The sequence below is a fragment of the Mycobacterium cajalii genome (assembly GCF_045809005.2).
GTDB lineage: Bacteria > Actinomycetota > Actinomycetes > Mycobacteriales > Mycobacteriaceae > Mycobacterium.
In genome coordinates, this window is the sequence record NZ_CM141436.1 from 3237934 (window position 1) to 3255855 (window position 17922).

Genomic DNA, 17922 nt, shown 5'->3' on the forward strand with positions numbered 1-17922 from the left:
TGCTCACGAGCCGCGCCGCTCCCGCCCGTCGATGAGGTCGCGGAAGCGTTCCGCGGGGTAGGCGCAGGCGCCCAGCCGGGTGACCCGGCCGGCCAGCGCCTTGTCCGAGGTGACCACCCGGATGCCATCCGGTCGCGCGTCGGCCCCCACCAGCCGCACGATCTCGTCGTCGGCCGAGTTCGCCGCCGCCCGCGGCGCATGCGCGACCCGGACCACCGACGCGGCGATCGCCGTGGCCGGCGGCCGCTCGAACACCACGGTCACGTCCTCGTTCCGGCTCGACGCCCACCGGTCGAGGCTGTCCACCAGCGCCACCATGGCGCGGCCGCGGTCCTTCCACCACCCGTCCGGGCGGCTCCCGATCACGTTCATTCCATCGACAATCCACCGCACGCACTCACCGTAGGGCCGACCCCGATATTCGGCGACGCATTTGCGGGGCGATCCTGCGACGGGTTGGTACGGTTCACCCGTATCAGCATCCCCTCGATGCTGGCGCACGACGACTGGCGTGATCGACGATGGGATTGGGCCGATGACCTCGATAGCCGACACCGACCGGGTTGTTTCGCTGGCGCGCGGCATGCGGGATCTGGTGGCGGGTGAGGCCGCCGAGTCCGAGCGGATGCGCACCCTGACCCCGGCGATCGTCGACCAGATGTGGGCCAGCGGGCTGATGTCCGCGTTCAACCCGGCCGCGGCCGGCGGCATCGAACCGTCATTCGCCGAGATGATCGAGACGTGGATCGAAATGGCTTGGCAGGACGGCTCTTTCGGGTGGATCGGGATCGCCAATCTGCCATCGTCGTTCGCCGCGGCGGCCTACCTGCCCGACGAGGGTTTCGCCGAGGTCTTCACGGCCAACGACAACCGCGTCACCCTGGGCGGCCAGTTCTTCCCGAACGGCCAGGGGGACGCGGTGGACGGCGGTTACGTGGTGAGCGGGTCGTGGAGCTTCGGGTCGGGGACCGGGCACTCGCAGTACGTCGCCGCGGGGTTCTTGCCGATGGACAACGGCGAAATACGCTGGGCCGCAGAGGGTTTTCCCGAGATGCTGGTCGCCGTGGTGCCACGCGAGCAGATCAGCTTCAACGACGGCTGGTACGTGCAGGGCCTCAAGGGCACCGGGTCCTATGACTACAGTGCCCAGGACGTGTTCGTGCCCGCGAGCCGCACCTTCGAACTGTTCACCCGCCGGCCATACCGCGGCACCTCGCCGGCCACGCGCATGGGGCTGATGCCCGTCACCGCCGCGGGCCACGCGTCCTGGGCACTCGGCGTCGCCAAGAGCATGCTCGACGACGTCCAGGAACTGGCGGCGACGAAATTCCGGATGAGCGACATGGCGTCGCTGGCCAGCCGCCCGACCTTCCAGAAAGGCCTCGCGCACCATCGTGCGGCCTGGCGTGCCGCGCGCCTGCTGGTGCTCGACGCGTTCACCACCGTCGAAGCCGCGGTGGCGGCGGGCGAAGAGCTGACACCGGCTTTGCGCGCCGACATGCGGGTGGCCGCCGTCTACGCCACCGACACTGCCCGAAGCTGTGCCGAGTGGGCGCACCTGGTGGCCGGGACCAGCGCGATCCGCGAGGGCACCCGCCTCGAGCGCGCCTTCCGCGACGTCTACACCGGGACGCAGCACGCCTTCATCAGCGAGAAGGTCGCCATCGACGCCGCGCAGATATGGCTCGGCATCATCGACGACCAGCCCGGGCTCTGACGGCCGGACCCCGGCTCAGACCAGCGCCTCGCCCGCCTGCTCTCCGGGGACATCGCCCTCGCCCTCGTCCGGCTCACCGGTGACCGAGGACGCCAGCGCCGGTCCGGCGGCACCGCCCGCCGACGCGCCCTGGGCGAACGAGCTCATCGTGCTCAGCGGTCCGGTGACAACACCCAGGACCGTCGACGGGTTGACCGCCGCGACTCCGTTGAGCAGGTTGGCCGGCAGCGGCGTACGGGCGGCCGATCCGGCCGCGCCGGGCAGCGTCGCCGAGCGCATCAAGCCCGCGCCGACCGCCGCGCCCGGCCCGCCCGCCAAGGCCGGGCCGGCGATCTGAGCGGCACCGGCGGCCAGCGTGACCGCGGCCGCGTCGTCGACCTCCGAATACACGCGGGCGATGTCCATCAACGCCGCCCCCGCCCGCGCGAGCTCCTCCTGGGCCGCGCTGGTCAACGCCAGCATCGCCTCACCCTCGGCCGCGAACCTCGCCGCCGCCTGCAGGGAGACTTCTTCGGCCCCGGCGGGCGCCAATCCGGTCACGGCCGGCAACGCGGTGGCGCCGGACCCCAGCCCGCGGGCGGCGACCTCGATCAGTTTCGCCCCGATGGCGGCGGCGGCCGGATCGATGGACATCTCCATGTGCGTACTGCTCCCGTGAGTTTGTCCGCGGCCGCATGCCGTTCAGGCCCGGATTCGTCGGCGACACAACTGATCCTAGGTGGCTGGTGTCGAACGGCCATTGTGGGGGCGCTGGTTGACCGGTCGGGCTATTGGGCGATGCTCGTGTGGTCGTGAGCGGTTCCTAGCTCAGGTGAATTCGGTTGTCGGGATTGGCGATTCCGTTGCTTGGCTGGTCTACAGGCGGTCCTGGTGGGCCGGTTGGCATCGCCGACCGGCCTCAGGTCGTGGCGGCGGCCCAGTTTGCGCCTTCCCGGTGTAATCCGAGCACACCCAGGCGTGCGAGGTTGATCGCGGCGGCCAGCAGGGAGAAATCGGCGGCGACCTTGGTGGTGCCGCGCACGCGCGCACGGCGGCCGCCGTGGCGGCGGCGCATCAGGTGGCCGATCTTGCGTTCCACTTTCGGCCGGGTGGCCTTGTAGTCGGCGACCCAGCCCGGATCTGCTTGGGTGGTGCGAGCACGGGTGAGTTCGGCCTCGTAGCGGCTGATCGCGATGGTGCGCCCGGCGGTTGAGCTGGTGCACTGCTCGGCCAGTGGGCAGCAGGCGCAAGCCGGGCCGAACACCGCGTTGCCGCCGCCGCCCTTGGCCGGGCGGATCGGCACGGTCACCGCGCCCGGGCAGGTGACCGTGCCGACGTCGAGGTCGATGACGAAGCGGTCCTTGGCGTAGCGGCCACCCGGCGCGGTCGGTGGCTGCACCTTGGTGAAGATTTCCGCGCCCGCGGTTTCCAACACGGCCAGCAGTTTGCCCGCACCGTAGGCGGCGTCGCCGTAAACCGCCGGGCATCGCTGGTCTTGGGCTCCGCACACGCTGGGGGCGCTCCCGTCGCCATCACCATCACCGACCGCGCCGGCCGCGGTCGTCGTGCCAGCACTTGCACCGAGGCTCGAGTCGTCCTGAGGATCAACGCAATCTCCGTCGGCGGTGTTGGTGTCGCTGGTCACCGGAGTGGGTAGGTCGCCGGCCAGCAGGTCGGTGGCGGGTTGGGCGTCGCCGGCGTTGCCGGCGGTGACTTCGGTGGCGGTGATGATCTCGGCGTCGGGGTCGATCGCGATGTGACCCTTGTATCCGTCGAAACCCCGCGCGGAGGTCTTGTGGCCGTGGCGTGCCTGCGGGTCCACCGTGGAGATCACCCGATCGGCGGCCACACGGCGCGCGATGCGGAATATCCCGTCGGCGGCGTCTTGGTCGAGGTCCTGGCCGACCACGGTGGCCAACAGTTTGGCCGCCTTGTCCACCTCGGGCTTCAGCGCCTGCTCATCCAGGCAGGCCAGCAGCGCAGACGCGTCGCGGGCCAGCGCGTCCACCAGCGCCTCGCGCGCCGCCACGTCGTCGTAGTCACACACCGGTTTGCCGGCGCTGACGTAGTCGTCGTCGCGGGACAGCCGCGCCCGCAGCGCGGGTTGCAGCTCCGCGCCGGCGACCGCCAGCAGTCCCCGGATCGCCGAGCGGATCAATGTGACCGTGTCCATGGTGGCCACCGCGTCATACAGCGGGGTCGAGTCCAGCACCCGCTTACGGCCCACCAGCCCGGCCGCCTTGGCCGCTTGCAGGGTGACCTCAAAGATCCGGTCCGGGCGATCCGAGCGGGCCAGCCTCGCGCGCATGTCCACCAACACGGTGTGCACAAACCCCGGATAATCGAAGTCCAGCCCGCCCGCGGCATACTTCCACCGCGCGTCGAACGCGAACCGATCCACCGCCTCCCGATCCGAAAGCCCCTCGATGCGCTGCAACACCATCACCACCGCCACAATCATCGGCGGCACGCTGCGCCGGCCGACATCGGTGAACAAGTCGGCGAACATTTCATCGCCGAACAAGTTGAAGCACTCCCGGTGCAGCACGCTGTAAATCGAGTCCGGCGCCACCCGGCCCTCGCAGAAATCCACCGTCGACCGCCACAAATCCGCCTGTTTCGGCGTCAAACCCAAACTCACCCAACCATTCTCGCCGACCGCACCCGATTACCCGGTCAACGCCACGCGAAAAACACCAGCCACCTAGTGGCCCTGCCGGGGTGCTCCCGACGCTTTTCGCGGCCGGAAACCCCGCGACAGTTCGCGAATCACCGCGGCGAACCGTCAGCCAGAAAACGAAGAGTTCACGGCTGTGCGCAGACGAAGGCATCGCCGAAAAGGGGTCTGCGTCCTGGCCATTTGGCGTCGGCACACGCCCCGGTACGGTTCGTCGCCGCTACCGGCGGGCGCCGGGCGCGTGCTTCGATGGCTGAGGCTGTGCATGCGTCGCAGCGTTTCTTCACCCTCCGAAGCACCCAGAAAGGCCCGGCGACACCGATGACACCGTTGGCTACGGGAAACGGCTTTCCCGACGTGGTGGTCACGGGCGTCGCCATGACAACCGCGCTGGGGACCGATGCCGAAACGACATGGAAGTGCCTGCTCGACAGCCAAAGCGGCATCCGCACGCTCGATGACGCGTTCGTCAAGGAGTTCGAACTGCCGGTGCGCATCGGCGGGCATCTCCTCGAGGATTTCGAGCTGACTCGCGCCGAGATGCGCCGCATGAGCTATCTGCAACGCATGTCCACCGTGGTCAGCCGCCGGGTGTGGGACAGCGCGGGCAACCCCGAGGTCGACTCCAACCGGCTGATGATCTCGGTCGGCACCGGCCTCGGCTCGGGCGAGGAGTTGGTCTTCAGCTACGACGACCTGCGTGCCCGTGGGGCGGGGGCGGTGTCGCCGCTGGTCGTGCACAAGTACATGCCCAACGCCGCGGCCGCGGCGATCGGGTTGGAGCACCACGCCAAGGCCGGCGTGTTCACGACGGTGTCGGCGTGTGCGTCGGGTTCGGAGGCCATCCTGCGGGCGTGGCAGCAGATCGTGCTCGGCGAGGCCGACATCGCGATCTGCGGCGGCATGGAGACCAAGATCGAGGCCGTGCCGATCGCCGCGTTCGCCAAGATGCGCATCGTGATGTCGACCAACAACGACGACCCCGCCGGGGCGTGCCGTCCGTTCGACCGCGACCGCGACGGCTTCGTGTTCGGGGAGGCCGGCGCGCTGATGGTCATCGAGACCGAGGAACACGCCAAGGCGCGCGGCGCCAACATCCTGGCCCGCATCATGGGCGCGAGCATCACCTCCGACGGGTTCCACATGGTCGCCCCCGACCCCAACGGGGAACGCGCCGGGCACGCGATGGGCCGGGCCGTCCAGATCGCCGGCCTCACCCCGGGCGACATCGACCATGTCAACGCCCACGCCACCGGCACCCAGGTCGGCGACCTGGCCGAGAGCAAGGCCATCAACAGCGCGCTGCGCGGCAACAAGCCCGCGGTGTATGCGCCCAAGTCCGCGCTGGGCCACTCGGTCGGCGCCGTGGGCGCCGTCGAGGCGATCCTGACCGTGCTCGCCTTGCGCGACCAGGTCGTGCCCCCGACGCTGAACCTGGAGAACCTCGACCCCGAGATCGACCTGGACGTGGTGGCCGGCAAGCCCCGGCCCGGCAAATACGACTACGCCATCAGCAACTCGTTCGGGTTCGGCGGACACAACGTCGCGCTCGCCTTCGGCCGGTACTGATCCCGGCGACCGATCACTCCACCTTCACGCCGACCGCGCCCGAGGCACGCGCGAGGCACGAGGCAGTAGTGCCCTCGAGGTAGGGACCAAGGCCTCCTGACGCTGCGCGTCCGGCCGCCTAGGGTCGGGCATCATCGCCCATTCGGGTGTGCGCTCGCGAAGGGAGAATCGGGTGTCACCTCGACAGACGTCCGCGGAGATTCTGGTCGGTGTCGACGGCTCGCCGTCGTCGTTGGCGGCCGTCGATTGGGCGGCGCGGGACGCCGCATTGCACGAGGCGCCTTTGCGGCTGGTGCACGTGGCCCCGGCGATCACCGAATTCTTCGGTCCCGTGCCGCCGGTGCCGCCACCGGGCGAGTACTCGTCCTGGCAGGAACAGCACGCGCACCAGATCCTCGAGGAGGCGCACAAGATTGCCGCCGAGGCGGCCCAGCCTCATGGCGGCTACCAGATCACCAGCGACGTGCTGTACGACGCCCCGATACTGCCCACCCTGATCGATCTCACCAAGGCGGCCCAGACGGTGGTGGTGGGCTGCCGTGGCCAGACGGCGGTGGCCCGCGCCGTGCTCGGGTCTGTCAGCTCCGGCCTGGTCTACCACGCCAAGTGCCCGGTTGCGGTCATCCACGACGAGGACTCGCTGGCGGCCGTGAGCTCGCACGCACCCGTCGTCGTCGGTGTCGACGGCTCGCCGGCCTCGGAGCTGGCGACCGAGATCGCCTTCGACGAGGCGTCCCGCCGTGGCGTGGCGCTGGTGGCTCTGCACGCGTGGAGCGACATGGGCCCGTTGGACTTCGGGCGTCCCGGCCAGGCCCCCGTGGAGTGGGCGAACTTCGAGGTTCGCGAGGGGGAGGTGCTCGCCGAGCGGTTGGCGGAATGGCAGCAACGCTATCCGGACGTGGCGGTCAGCAAGATCGTCGTCAGTGATCGACCGGCACCCCGACTGCTCCAACAGGCCGAGACCGCCCAGCTCGTGGTCGTCGGCAGCCACGGTCGCGGCGGATTCAGCGGCATGCTGCTGGGTTCGGTCAGCCGCGCGGTCGTCAATGCCGCGCGGATACCGGTGATCGTCGCCAGGAGTTCCGAATAGCCCTGCCGGACCGTGCGGTTCACCGGACCAACGCGCCGCTCAGCGGGTGACGGGGTTGGTCTGCCGACCGACGTACGCCGGCCGCTACCCGGCTTGCACCAGCTGTTTCATCGGCTTGTCGCAGCAGACCTCCGAGTGCTCGTTCTCCGAGGTGCACGGGCAGGGCTTCTCGTAGACGAGCACTGCTCCGCACTCCTCGCACTCATACCGGGCTCCGGCGCTACGGGACATGAGGACCTCCTCCTCGGTTGGGGCGGCTCTGGAATCAGGTGCCGCCCGTGTTCGACGCAACTGGGTCTGCGGGGCGGGACTGGTCAGCGGGTTCCCCGCATCACGGGCCATGGGCCGCCCACGCGGGGCGGGCCGGCTCGTTCGGTCATGAATGGAATGATCGCGTGCGGACAACGGCGAGGGTAGGGACCATCGGCCCTAAACACCACCCGCCCGGATCCCTGGGGGTCAGCCGACGCGCGTGGCGTGGACGACGTTGCACGGCCGGTGAATGCGGGCGTTGTCGAGGAGCGGCAGGATCGCGGCCAGGTGTTCGGCCATGCGGCGCATCTGGTCGGCCTGCCCGGGCGGCATCTGGCGTAGGACCGCCTCGGGGAGTTTGCCGAAGCTGCCGGTGAAGCCCGACGTGTTGCCGAGAAACGTGGCCGATCCGAGAAAGTCGATGCGCCAACCGGCGCCTGCCAAGGTGCTGCGGACGTCGGCCTCGGGCACGGCCTCCATCGGTGCGATGACACCGTTGACGCTGTCATCGGAGAAGCAGTAGAGAAACCAGCGCGCACCCGGTGCCGTCGCGCGGTGCAGTGCGGCCGCCTACGCCGGCCTGCCGTCGCGGTCCAGGCAGTGGTACGGAGCGCTGTCGACGACGGTGTCGAAGTCCCGTCGTAGCCAGTCAGTTCGGTCGCGTCGGCGACTTCGAAGCGCAGCCGCACGCCGACGTCGGCGGCGCGGGCGCGGGCTTGCGCGATCGCGGTCGGCGAACTGTCCACGCCGGTCACCGAGTAGCCTTTGCGCGCAAGGAAGATCGCGTTGTCGCCGGTGCCGCAGCCCGCACCGAGAACGCTGCCCGTGATAGCGCCGAGCGCTTCGAGTTCCATCAGCCGCGGCTGGGCCGCTGCGATGTCCCACGGGATGCCGTCGGGAGCGGGCGCCCCCGGAAACGCGGCTTCGCCGCGATAGAGCCTTTCATACGATTCCGTGTTGTGCCGGAAGGCTTCTGATGCGGGCGGGCTCACCGTGTGCACGCTACGCCTGTGCGGCGCGGCCACCCCGGGAATTGGCTACCGCGAAGGATTCCTGTCGACCGCGAACCATTCGACTTTGGCCTGCCACGACCGCGCGGAACCGTATGCGAAACCGATCGCGCCCAGGCATGCGCACAGCCAGGCCGGCAGGGTGATGTCAACGCCGACCTCGGCGGTGGCCACCTGGATCACGGTCGCGGTAACACCGAAGGCGGCCGAGGCCAGATAGAGGTTGGCGGTGGACGTGGAGCGGGGATCCTTCCGCAGGATCAGCAACACCCGGCCGGCGTAGAGAAACAGATAAACCAGCATCGTCCCGAGCACCAGCCAGTAGGCACCGAACCAGAAGGTTCTGACGTGGGCCACGAACAGGTCCGGCTGATATTTCTCGTCAGCGAGGACAAACGTCGCCACCAGCAGCGGAACCCCGATCCGCACCGGCTTCTCGACCTGCCGGCGGAAAAGTCCGCGAACCTGCTCGTCGCCGTTGAGCCGGACCAAGCCGTGGTGGATTATCGCCGTGACCGCGACGACCAGGCAGATATGGGCGAACAAGTCTTCCACGTTCCACCGCCGGAAAATGTGGTGCAGCGGCGGCCCCAGATGGGCCGACGCGCACGGCGACATGAGCAACACCGCGCAGCCTTGCAGGGCGATGTTGAGGCTCGCGCCGGCCTCCCAACGGGAACGCCAGGTGTGACGGCGGATCCACAGGCTGCACACCACGGCAGCCAGTGTCGTGAGGATGAGCACGCACTTCACTGCTCGCGACCGACCGTTTTGCCCAACCGCCGTCAGATCGACGGCTTGCGCGGGTCCGGGCTCAGATCCCGCAGTCGGGACGGGTGGGGCGCCGACTCGACGTATTCGGTGACCGCTTCCGGCGGGATCAACCCGTAGCGGACCTGCAGGTCGACCGGGTTCAAACCGAAGTAGGTGGCGACCCTGATCAGATTGTCGGCCGTGATGAGCCTGCCCTCACGAGCCGCCTTGTAGTACGCGGATTTGCGGTAACCGAATGCTTCGTAGACCTCGGTGGCGGCAAGCGATCTGCCTACAAGATAGGGCAAAACCACCGCCGGATCTTTGTCGCGGTCATCCATGAACCCAAACAGTACGCACTCGGTTGCCAAAGCGCGCAACAGCATCGCGGCCAAAATTGTGCGTGTCCGGCTTGGAAAAATCGCCGGCGCAACCATCTCCGTCGGTGCGCGCCCGTGACCGCTGCCGCGAAGATAGTTGGCTACACTCTGCGGGTCTCGTCACGTGGTGGCCTACGATCGGCCCAATGCGCGGCTCAAAAATCCTGATCACAGGTCCGACAGGTCAAATCGCCACCCCAATCACCCGGGCCCTCGCGGCCGAGAACGAGGTGTGGGGGATTGCCCGCTTCACCGATCCGGCCGCCCGGGAGCGTCTGGAAAAGGCCGGGATCCGGTGCGTGCCAGTGAACCTGGCGGCCGGTGAGTTCAGCGAACTCCCAGAAGATTTCGAGTATGTTCTCAACTTGGCCGTGGCCAAAAGCGGACATTGGGACAAAGACCTCGGAGCCAACGCCGAGTCGGTCGGACTGCTCATGGCGCATTGTCGCGGCGCCAAGGCCTTCCTGCATTGCTCCTCGGCCGCCGTCTACGACCCCCCCGACGACGAGACCCGCAGCGAGAACGCCGCCCTGGGCGACAACCACAAGCCTTTGTTCCCCACCTATTCGATCTCCAAGATCGCCGGTGAGGTCGTCGCGCGCACCATGGCACGCGTTCTCGGCGTGCCCACCACCATCGCCCGGCTCAACGTCCCCTACGGCGACAACGGCGGTTGGCCGTTCTACCACATGGAGATGATGCTGGCCGGCATCCCGATCCCGGTGCCGCCCGGCGGACCGGCCCGCTACAACCCGATCCACGAGGACGACATCATCGCGACCATCCCCAAACTGCTGGAAGCGGCGTCGGTCCCGGCGACCACCGTCAACTGGTGCGGCGACCAAACCGTCAGCATTCAGGAGTGGTGCGGCTACCTCGGCTCACTCGTGGGCGCCGAACCGGTCTTCGACGAGAGCGAGCAGGCGCTGCGCGGCAACCCCACGGACGCCACCCGGATGCGCGAACTCGTGGGCGCGACGACGGTCGACTGGCGCGACGGGCTGCACCGCATGGCGGCCAAGTTTCATCCCGAGCTGGTCTGCTCGTAACCGGTTGCGGCACATCGCAACACGGGGAGACGTTCGGCTACCAGTAGCGCAGGGCCTGCCGGAACAGGTCCGTCAAGACCGGCTTGGTCATCTCCAGCGGCGCGTTCTGCAGTAGGCGCTGCTGCGGGTAGGCGCCCTCGGCGAGCGCCGCCACGTCGGCGTCGGTGTAGCCCACCCCGCCGAGGCCGTTCGGCATGCCCACCGCACGCATGAGGCGGACGAGCTCCGCCGCGAGGACTTCGCCGGCGTCCGCCGCCGCGGCCCCGCGCGTGTCGGCGCCGAGCAGGCGGGCGGCCTCCAGATGGCGCTCCGGGCTGACCGTCGCGATGCGCCGGAAGACCGCGGGCGCGTTGAGGATGACGGCCATGCCGTGGGGCACCAGCGGCTCGTCGGCGGGGTAGCCGTGCGGGCGGAAGTCGCGCACCAACCCGGCCACCGCGTAGGCCATGCCGTGCGGCGCGTGCACGCCCGCGTTGCCGAAGGCGATGCCGGCAAGCGTTGCGGCCCACATCATCTGCTCCCGGGCGTCGTCGTCGGAGGCGTCCCGCACCGCGCGCTCCATGAACAGACCCAGCACGCGCAACGCCTCGCGGCAGCCCAGGTCGCTCCACGGGTTGGCGCCCTGGCTCATCGGCCGCAGGCTCGGGCGTTCGGGGGCCTGCCGATGGACGTAGGGACGTGCGGTGTAGGACTCCAGCGCGTGCGACAGCACGTCGAGGCCGGCCGCGGCGACGACCTCCGGCGGCAGGCTCGCGGTGCAGTCGGGATCGACCAGCGCCTCGGTGGGGCGCAGGGCGTGCGAGGCGATGCCCGTCTTGGCCGACAGCGCGAGCAGGTCGAAGATCGCGATCCCGGTGACTTCGCTGCCGGTGCCCGCCGTCGTGGGGCAGGCGATGTGGGGCCGCAGCGGGCCGGGAACGGGTTTGCCCTCGCCGACCGGCGCGTTGACGTAGGCCAGGAGGTCGGCGGGGTGGGTGGCGTAGAGGTTGGCCGCCTTGCAGGTGTCGATGACCGACCCGCCGCCCAGCGACACGTAGCCGTCCGGGTTCGACTCTCGGGCGAAACGCGCAGCCTCGGCGAACGATTCGTCCGAGGGTTCGACGTGGACGTCGGTATAGGTGAGCACGTCCAGACCGGCCGCGACGAGCGAGTCGTGCGCCGTGTCGAAGACGGGCAGTTCGGCCACCCGCGCATCGGAGAACAGGGCGACCCGCCGCAACCCGAGCGCGCGGGCCCGGTCGCCCAACTCCGCCAGGCAGCCCCGCCCGAAGGTGACCCGGGAGGAGTCGACCGTGAACGCGCCGTCGCAGCCCTCGGCCGCGGCCGGGAATTCGCAGCATCCCATCGGGGCCCTCCTGAGTCCGGTAGCGACGGGAGAGTACCCCACGCGGCCGAACCGCACCGGCGGCTCCGCCGCGACCGTGGACCCTTGACCGCGCCGCAGCCGCGATGCTAAGCAAGTGCTCAGCATTCCGGCATCGTGGCGCCGGTTGCAACAAGCGACGGGGAAGGATCGGATGACGCTGCAGTCGGTAGTCGAGGACATTCGGAAACGGCCGGGGTCGGGGGAGGTCATCCCCGTCATCGATCCGGTCACCGAGGAGCCGATCACCGAGTTCACCGACTGCGGACCGGAAGCCGTCGACGACGCGGCCGCGCGCGCCAAGGCCGCCTTCGAGGCGGGGGTTTGGGCCGGCCTGCCGGGGCGCGAACGGGCCAAGGTGATGTGGCGCATCGCCGACCTGATCGAGGAACACGCCGACGAGCTCGCCGAGTTGGACTCGCTCAACACCGGCATGCCGCTGATGCAGGCCCAGCTGGTCGTGCCCACCTGCGCCGAGTTCTTCCGGTACTACGCCGGCTGGTGTACCAAGGTCAACGGCAACGCCTACGACGTGAAGACCAGCGGCATCGCGTCGGACACGTATGTCGACATGCACACCTACACGCTCAAGGAGCCCTACGGGGTCGTCGGGCTGATCTTCCCGTGGAACGGCCCGATCTTCAACGCGAGCGCCAAGGTGGCGCCCGCGCTGGCCGCCGGGTGCAGCATGCTCGTCAAGCCCGCCGAGGAGACTCCGCTCTCGGCGCTGCTGCTGGACCGCCTCATCGCCGACGCCGGCGTGCCCGAGGGTGTCGTCAACCTGCTCACCGGCTACGGCCACACCGCGGGCGCGGCGATCACCGCGCATCCCGACGTGCAGAAGGTGGCCTTCACCGGGTCGACCGACGTCGGCAAGGAGATCGTGCGCGCGTCCGCCGGCAACCTCAAAAAAGTCATGCTGGAGCTCGGCGGCAAATCGCCGGTGCTGATCTATGACGACGCCGACCTCGACCAGGCCATCATGATGGCCGCGATGGGCATCTTCGTGCACTCCGGCCAGGGATGCGTCTGTGGCTCAAGGATTTTCGTACAGCGCGGCGTGTACGACCGGGTGGTCGAGGGCATCGCGATGATCGCCGACAACCTGAAGCTGGGCGGCCCCCGGGAGGAGGGCAGCATGAGCGGTCCGCTGATCAGCCAGAAGCAGCTCACCCGCGTCATGGGCTTCCTCGACGAAGGCCGCTCCGACGGCGTCGAGGTGGTCACCGGCGGGCACCGGCTCGACCGGAAGGGCTACTTCGTGCACCCGACGGTGCTGACCAACGTCGAGCGCGGGATGCGGCTCTATCAGCAGGAGATCTTCGGGCCCGTCGTGACGGTGCTGCCCTTCGACGACGACGACGAAGCCGTGGCCATGGCCAACGACACCACCTACGGCCTGGCCGCCACCGCCTGGACGACCAACCTCGCCCGCGCCCACCGTCTCGCCAAGCGGCTGCAGGCCGGGACGGTGACGCTGAACTGCCAGTTGGTGTTCGACCACACGGTGCCCTTCGGCGGTTACAAGCAGTCCGGGTGGGGCCACGAGTTCGGCCGCGAGGGCATCGAGGCCTATATGCAGACCAAGTCGGTCTGGACCCAGCTGTAGCGAAATCTACCGGTCGCGCACGTCTGCGTTGATCTCCGCGCGGAACCGCCGATACCGCTCGGCGTGGCCGGGCCGGCGCCGCACCAGCAGCCAGCCGGCCGCCAGGACGGCGAACCACAACAGAACCCACGCCAGGGCGACGGCGGTTCCGGCGTCGACGCAGAGCGTGCCGACCACCAATGCGAAGAAGACGAGTACGGCCCAGCACATCGCCACGCCGCCGGGCATCCGGTAGGCCGAGTCTGCGTGGCGCTGCGCGTGCCGGCGGCGGTAGACGAGGTAACTCACCACGATCAGTGCCCACACGAACATGAACAGCAGCGACGAGACGACGGTCAGCAGGGTGAAAGCACCGATCACCGAACCACGCACGTAGAGCAGCGGAATGGCGGCCAGCATCAGCGCCGCCGTGGTCAGCAGCGCGCGCCAGGGCACGCCGTCGCGGCTGAGCCGGCCGAACGGCGCCGGGGCGCTGCCTTCGTCGGCCAGGCCGAAAAGCATTCGGCCCGTGGAGAAAACCCCGGAATTGGCCGAGGAGGCCGCCGCGGTGATGACGACGAAGTTCACGATCGACGCCGCCGCGGAAAGCCCGGCCAGCGAGAACATCATGACGAATGGGGATTCCCCGCCGGCGAAGTCCCGCCAGGGCACCACGGTGAGGATGGCCAGCAGCGCCCCGACGTAGAAGATCGCCACCCGCAGCGGAACGGCGTTGATCGCGCGGGGGAGGGTACGGCGTGGGTCGACCGTCTCGGCCGCCGCGATACCGATCAGCTCGACCCCGACGAAGGCGAACGACGCGATCTGGAACGCACCGATCGCGCCCGTGAACCCGGTGGGGAAGAATCCGCCGTCGTTCCACAGGTTCTCGACGGTCGCGCGGTGGCCCTGCGGTGAGACGTATCCGGTCGCCAGCAGGACGACCCCGGCGACGATCAAGCAGACGATCACGGCGACCTTGATCAAGGCGAACCAGAACTCGATCTCCCCGAAGTTGCGGACGCCGGACAGGTTCACCACGAGGATCAGTGCCACCGTTAGCAACACCGGCAACCACGCCGGCAACCCGGGCCACCAGAACTCCGAGTAGCCGGTGATCGCGACCACCTCCGCGGTGCCGGTGACGACCCAGGCCAACCAGTACGACCACCCCATGAAGAAGGCCGCCGCGGGGCCGAGCAGATCGGCCGCGAAGTCGACGAACGACTTGTAGTTCAGGTTCGACAGCAGCACTTCGCCCATCGCGCGCAGCACGAAGAACATGAAGAACCCGACGATGCCGTACACCAGCAGCACCGCCGGCCCGGCGTGGGCGATCGTTTTCGCCGACCCCAGGAACAGGCCCGTGCCGATCGCGCCGCCGATCGCGATCAGCTGGATGTGGCGGTTGGACAGCCCCCGGTGCAGGTGCGGGACGGCGGCGTCGTCGGGCATTAGCGGACGGTACCGGACCGGCGGCGCGCGATTCCGGACACACGCAACGCCGCGCGTCTTACGCTGCATCCGGGGCCGAACGGAAGGTGGGTGCGACATGGTCTCGCGAGCCGCATCCGTTGCCGCCGGTGTCGCCGCGGCGGCGGCCGTCTGCTGGCCGGCCGCGCCGGCGAATGCCGATCCACCGCCGACGGAGGTGATCACCACCGTGGCCGTGGCACCCGACGGCCAGCCGGTCGACGGCTATCAGGAGGCGCCGGCACAGGGCAACGTCACCACCGTCGACCAATGCACCACCCCGTCGCCGTCGGCCGTGGCCGACGACATCTACTACTGCTCGCCCAGCGCCGCCGGCGCCGGCACCTGCTGGCCCGCCACACCCGGGTCGCTGCTGTGCATCGACAATCCCTGGGACATGCGCCTGCACCGGGTGGGCTACGGCGGTCCGCTGCCGCCGGTGCAGCCCGTCGCGACGCCCGATCCGTTCGCGCTGGTTCTCGACGACGGCACGCGCTGCCTGTTGCGCAACGGCGGCGCGTGGGGTGGGCGGGACGACGGCTATGTCGGGGTGTACGGCTGCGGCGACCCCGCCGTCCACCTGGCGGTCCTGTGGCTGCCCAGCCAGGGCGCGGGAACCTGCATCGATCGCGCGGCGCCGGTGTGGACGGTCAAGGTCGGCCAGGTGGGCACCTCGAGCACTCCGTTCCCGCCGCCGCAGATCCACGCGGTGACGACCGCATGGTTCGCCGGCAGGTGACCGGCGGGTGCTATAACGCAACGTATGCCCGGCCCTGGAAGCTCGATCACCCATGTATCCGACACGGCGCGGTGGGCCAGGTGGGACCGGCCAACCCGCCACGGCCCCGGTGTCCAGCGCCCGCCGGTAGGCGGGGTCGTCGGCGGGGGATTGTTTCTAGCGGCCGTCCTTTAATGGGCCTCTGCGCAGTCTTGTAGCACACACCTGGTCATCGTTTAGGCAGCCCGCACTGGTTGAAGGGCCACGACGGGTCTTGCCAGTTCGGTGAGGTGTGCGTCGGGTCGATGCCGTTGGGGCACGGGTTTGGCACCGGCCGGCCCCCGGTGATCGGGCTTTGCGGCATATCGGCTGGCCCACCCGAAGCACAATCAGCGACCTGCCCTGTCGCGGTGTACGTGCAATGAATCGGCGGGGGTGTGTTCGGGTAGCCGGTGAATGGTGTCTGGCCGGGGCCGGGTGCACCCCCAGCGCCGGTGCACACCTCACGCCAGTGATACGCGGGGGAGTAGCAGTCGGCGTGGGCTGCGGGAGCGACGACACCAGCCGCCGCCGGCAGCACAGCCGTGGCGGTGAGTGCCGCTATGAACAGTTTCATGGTTGGCCTTATCTCGGTGTGGTTGCGACGGCGGTTAACTCCCAGACTGCGGCCCCGAGGGTGGCGGCGACAGGAAGGATCTTAGGTCGGTCAGGTCACGACTGTCGAGCTTTATAAGCCCTGCATAGACGGGGTATTCCGCGTCTCATCCGCTCAGACTGTTGACCGGCGTTCAAGGTGAGCATGTTGGCGGCGTTCTCGGTGAGGATGATTAGCGCGATTTGGTGTTCACGCTGACGCTGTGATGCTCGCGGTGACGGTGTCGGCCGGCGGTGGTGTTCACGGTGCCGGCCGGGGATGGGCGAGCGGGATCGCCGGCCCGGCCGGATTGGTCCGGGCGATGTGGGCGGTTCAGGTCGGTGCGGCCAGAAGCCGGCCTTGGGTGTGCACGCCGATCAGCGTCCATAGGGGTTCGGTCAAGCCCAGCCGCTGGCGGGCCGCGCAGGCGGCGGCGGCCAGGACGATAAGCGCGTTGTGCAGCGGGTTGCTGGCGCGAGGCAGCTGGTTGAACGCGTCGGGGTCGAGCCGGATGAGGGCCTGGCTGCCGCGCTGCCATAGCCATTGCAGATGAACGCTGCGCGTGGCGCGGCGTATCCAGCGGCGCACGGTCGACGGCGAGCGGTCAAGCGCGGTGGCAATACGGCGATGTCCGTGGCCGCCGGCCTTGCCGGCCAGGGCGGCGCCAATCACTTCGGTGGTGTCGGCCAGACGTGGCTGCAGGGTGGCCGGCAGCAGAATCTGGGTGCTGGCGCAGCGGGTGCATCGTGCCCGCCTGGGGCGCACGTCGAGGGTCCGCGCGCCGAGGCTACGGACGCGCCGGCGGCGGCCGTATCCCCACCGTGTGAGGGCGCCGCCGCACCCGGGGTGCGGACAGCCGAGCTCGCCGGCGCCCAGGGCCTGCTCGGCCCACTCGACGGTGCGGACGACGATCATCGGGTGCTCGGGAGGACATGAAGCACCAAGATGGTCTACCACGATGCCAGTCGGGAAGGGGTCATCTCGTGTTGGCCGCCCCGGGCTGGAACCGTCACTGCGCCAGTCGATCCCCCGGCCACGAACATCCGGCGCCACGATGATCGCCGAAACGAACCCAGGCCACCGTAACCCCGGGAACAGGGGGCGTCGTCACCATGCCGCCGCTCAGATCCCGCCGAAGCATCCTCACCCTCAACGCCGGAACCCCACCCCCAGGTGGTCACCCTGAATGTCCGTCAACACTCAGACTTGTGCGCTGGTGGCCGACCTCTGGTGTGGTGTGCTTCGGGTTTACAGCGGCGCGGTGGACGGCGTTGCACCGGGCCACCGAGTCGGCCCGTCCGGACGCGCTGTTCCGCGATCCGCTGGCCGAGCGTCTCGCCGGCGAGCACGGCCGCGCGATCGTCGCCGCGGTGCCGCGGTCGACCCGCAACGGCTGGTGGCTCGTCGCGCGCACCAAGATCATCGACGACGCCATCGCCCAAGCGATCGCCGACGGCTTGGCTGGCGCACCGTGCACGCCGAAGCGCTGCTCGCGGCCGCGCGCCGGTTCCGTCGCCTGCCGCCGTTGATGCGCCTCGTAGCCCGGCTGCCCCAGCCCGATCCGCGTCACCCGGGCAGCAGGGCATGGAGCGCGGTGGCCCTTTTAGCCCCGCATGATTCGGCCGGCCCCGCGTCGTGAACGCCGGGGTGCCCGAGCGACGTCACGATCG

Annotated in this window: 16 protein-coding genes and 2 pseudogenes; 7 read left to right on the forward strand and 11 right to left on the reverse strand. The window is 69.3% G+C overall.

The features are described from left to right. Positions 1 to 3: 3 nt before the first annotated feature. Positions 4 to 393: an NYN domain-containing protein gene (locus ACJ512_RS15420; RefSeq protein WP_407688810.1), complete on the reverse strand. Its 390-nt coding sequence runs from the start codon at positions 391 to 393 to the stop codon at positions 4 to 6. Positions 394 to 535: 142 nt separating this feature from the next. On the opposite strand from ACJ512_RS15420, the gene ACJ512_RS15425 reads away from it, so the two are divergent. Further along, the gene (locus ACJ512_RS15425; RefSeq protein WP_407688811.1) at positions 536 to 1717 is read left to right on the forward strand and encodes an acyl-CoA dehydrogenase family protein; all 1182 of its coding nucleotides are present in this window, start codon (positions 536 to 538) and stop codon (positions 1715 to 1717) included. Positions 1718 to 1732: 15 nt separating this feature from the next. Here ACJ512_RS15425 and ACJ512_RS15430 read toward each other — a convergent pair whose 3' ends face one another. Together ACJ512_RS15430 and ACJ512_RS15435 are read right to left on the reverse strand one after the other, a co-directional pair. Next, entirely contained in the window at positions 1733 to 2350 is a 618-nt protein-coding gene (locus ACJ512_RS15430; RefSeq protein WP_407688812.1) for a PE family protein, read from the reverse strand. A 265-nt stretch (positions 2351 to 2615) separates the two neighbouring features. Further along, complete coding sequence (locus tag ACJ512_RS15435; RefSeq protein WP_461479751.1) at positions 2616 to 4337, reverse strand: transposase; 1722 nt, start codon at positions 4335 to 4337, stop codon at positions 2616 to 2618. Positions 4338 to 4694: 357 nt separating this feature from the next. Between ACJ512_RS15435 and kasB the strand changes: the two genes are divergently transcribed. Both kasB and ACJ512_RS15445 read left to right on the forward strand, forming a co-directional pair. Next, positions 4695 to 5942, forward strand: a complete 1248-nt coding sequence (kasB, locus tag ACJ512_RS15440) for a 3-oxoacyl-ACP synthase KasB (RefSeq protein ID WP_407689128.1) — start codon at positions 4695 to 4697, stop codon at positions 5940 to 5942. Positions 5943 to 6114: 172 nt separating this feature from the next. Beyond that, entirely contained in the window at positions 6115 to 7032 is a 918-nt protein-coding gene (locus ACJ512_RS15445; RefSeq protein ID WP_407689127.1) for a universal stress protein, read from the forward strand. An 84-nt stretch (positions 7033 to 7116) separates the two neighbouring features. On the opposite strand, the gene ACJ512_RS15450 is transcribed toward ACJ512_RS15445, so the two are convergent. The 5 genes and pseudogenes from ACJ512_RS15450 to ACJ512_RS15470 all read right to left on the reverse strand — a co-directional run bounded on the left by ACJ512_RS15450 (position 7117) and on the right by ACJ512_RS15470 (position 9388). After that, entirely contained in the window at positions 7117 to 7263 is a 147-nt protein-coding gene (locus tag ACJ512_RS15450; protein WP_369738642.1) for a hypothetical protein, read from the reverse strand. Between the two features lie 228 nt (positions 7264 to 7491). Continuing rightward, positions 7492 to 7764: a hypothetical protein gene (locus ACJ512_RS15455; protein ID WP_407689129.1), complete on the reverse strand. Its 273-nt coding sequence runs from the start codon at positions 7762 to 7764 to the stop codon at positions 7492 to 7494. A gap of 215 nt (positions 7765 to 7979) precedes the next feature. Then, positions 7980 to 8138, reverse strand: a pseudogene (locus ACJ512_RS15460) (class I SAM-dependent methyltransferase); the annotation flags it as partial. Between the two features lie 183 nt (positions 8139 to 8321). Further along, positions 8322 to 9038 (reverse strand): hypothetical protein, encoded by a 717-nt coding sequence (locus ACJ512_RS15465; RefSeq protein ID WP_407689126.1) that lies wholly within the window; start codon positions 9036 to 9038, stop codon positions 8322 to 8324. Positions 9039 to 9079: 41 nt separating this feature from the next. After that, a complete protein-coding gene (locus tag ACJ512_RS15470) occupies positions 9080 to 9388 on the reverse strand; it encodes a hypothetical protein (RefSeq protein ID WP_407689125.1) in 309 nt (102 codons plus the stop codon). A gap of 185 nt (positions 9389 to 9573) precedes the next feature. Between ACJ512_RS15470 and ACJ512_RS15475 the strand changes: the two genes are divergently transcribed. Further along, positions 9574 to 10476 carry an NAD-dependent epimerase/dehydratase family protein gene (locus ACJ512_RS15475; RefSeq protein WP_407689124.1) on the forward strand — a complete coding sequence of 301 codons (903 nt, stop codon included), beginning with the start codon at positions 9574 to 9576 and terminating at the stop codon, positions 10474 to 10476. Between the two features lie 37 nt (positions 10477 to 10513). On the opposite strand, the gene ACJ512_RS15480 is transcribed toward ACJ512_RS15475, so the two are convergent. Further along, on the reverse strand, positions 10514 to 11821 hold the full coding sequence (locus ACJ512_RS15480; protein ID WP_407689123.1) for a hydroxyacid-oxoacid transhydrogenase: 1308 nt from the start codon (positions 11819 to 11821) through the stop codon (positions 10514 to 10516). 172 nt (positions 11822 to 11993) lie between these two features. On the opposite strand from ACJ512_RS15480, the gene ACJ512_RS15485 reads away from it, so the two are divergent. Continuing rightward, positions 11994 to 13448: an aldehyde dehydrogenase family protein gene (locus ACJ512_RS15485; RefSeq protein ID WP_407689122.1), complete on the forward strand. Its 1455-nt coding sequence runs from the start codon at positions 11994 to 11996 to the stop codon at positions 13446 to 13448. A gap of 6 nt (positions 13449 to 13454) precedes the next feature. On the opposite strand, the gene ACJ512_RS15490 is transcribed toward ACJ512_RS15485, so the two are convergent. Then, positions 13455 to 14882, reverse strand: coding sequence for an amino acid permease (locus tag ACJ512_RS15490; RefSeq protein WP_407689121.1), 1428 nt, complete (start codon positions 14880 to 14882; stop codon positions 13455 to 13457). Positions 14883 to 14979: 97 nt separating this feature from the next. Between ACJ512_RS15490 and ACJ512_RS15495 the strand changes: the two genes are divergently transcribed. Beyond that, entirely contained in the window at positions 14980 to 15639 is a 660-nt protein-coding gene (locus ACJ512_RS15495) for a hypothetical protein (RefSeq protein ID WP_407689120.1), read from the forward strand. Between the two features lie 946 nt (positions 15640 to 16585). Here ACJ512_RS15495 and ACJ512_RS15500 read toward each other — a convergent pair. After that, positions 16586 to 17167, reverse strand: coding sequence for a helix-turn-helix domain-containing protein (locus ACJ512_RS15500; RefSeq protein WP_407689831.1), 582 nt, complete (start codon positions 17165 to 17167; stop codon positions 16586 to 16588). 356 nt (positions 17168 to 17523) lie between these two features. On the opposite strand from ACJ512_RS15500, the pseudogene ACJ512_RS15505 reads away from it, so the two are divergent. Continuing rightward, a pseudogene (locus ACJ512_RS15505) lies at positions 17524 to 17751 on the forward strand (class I SAM-dependent methyltransferase); the annotation flags it as partial. Between the last annotated feature and the right edge of the window lie 171 nt (positions 17752 to 17922).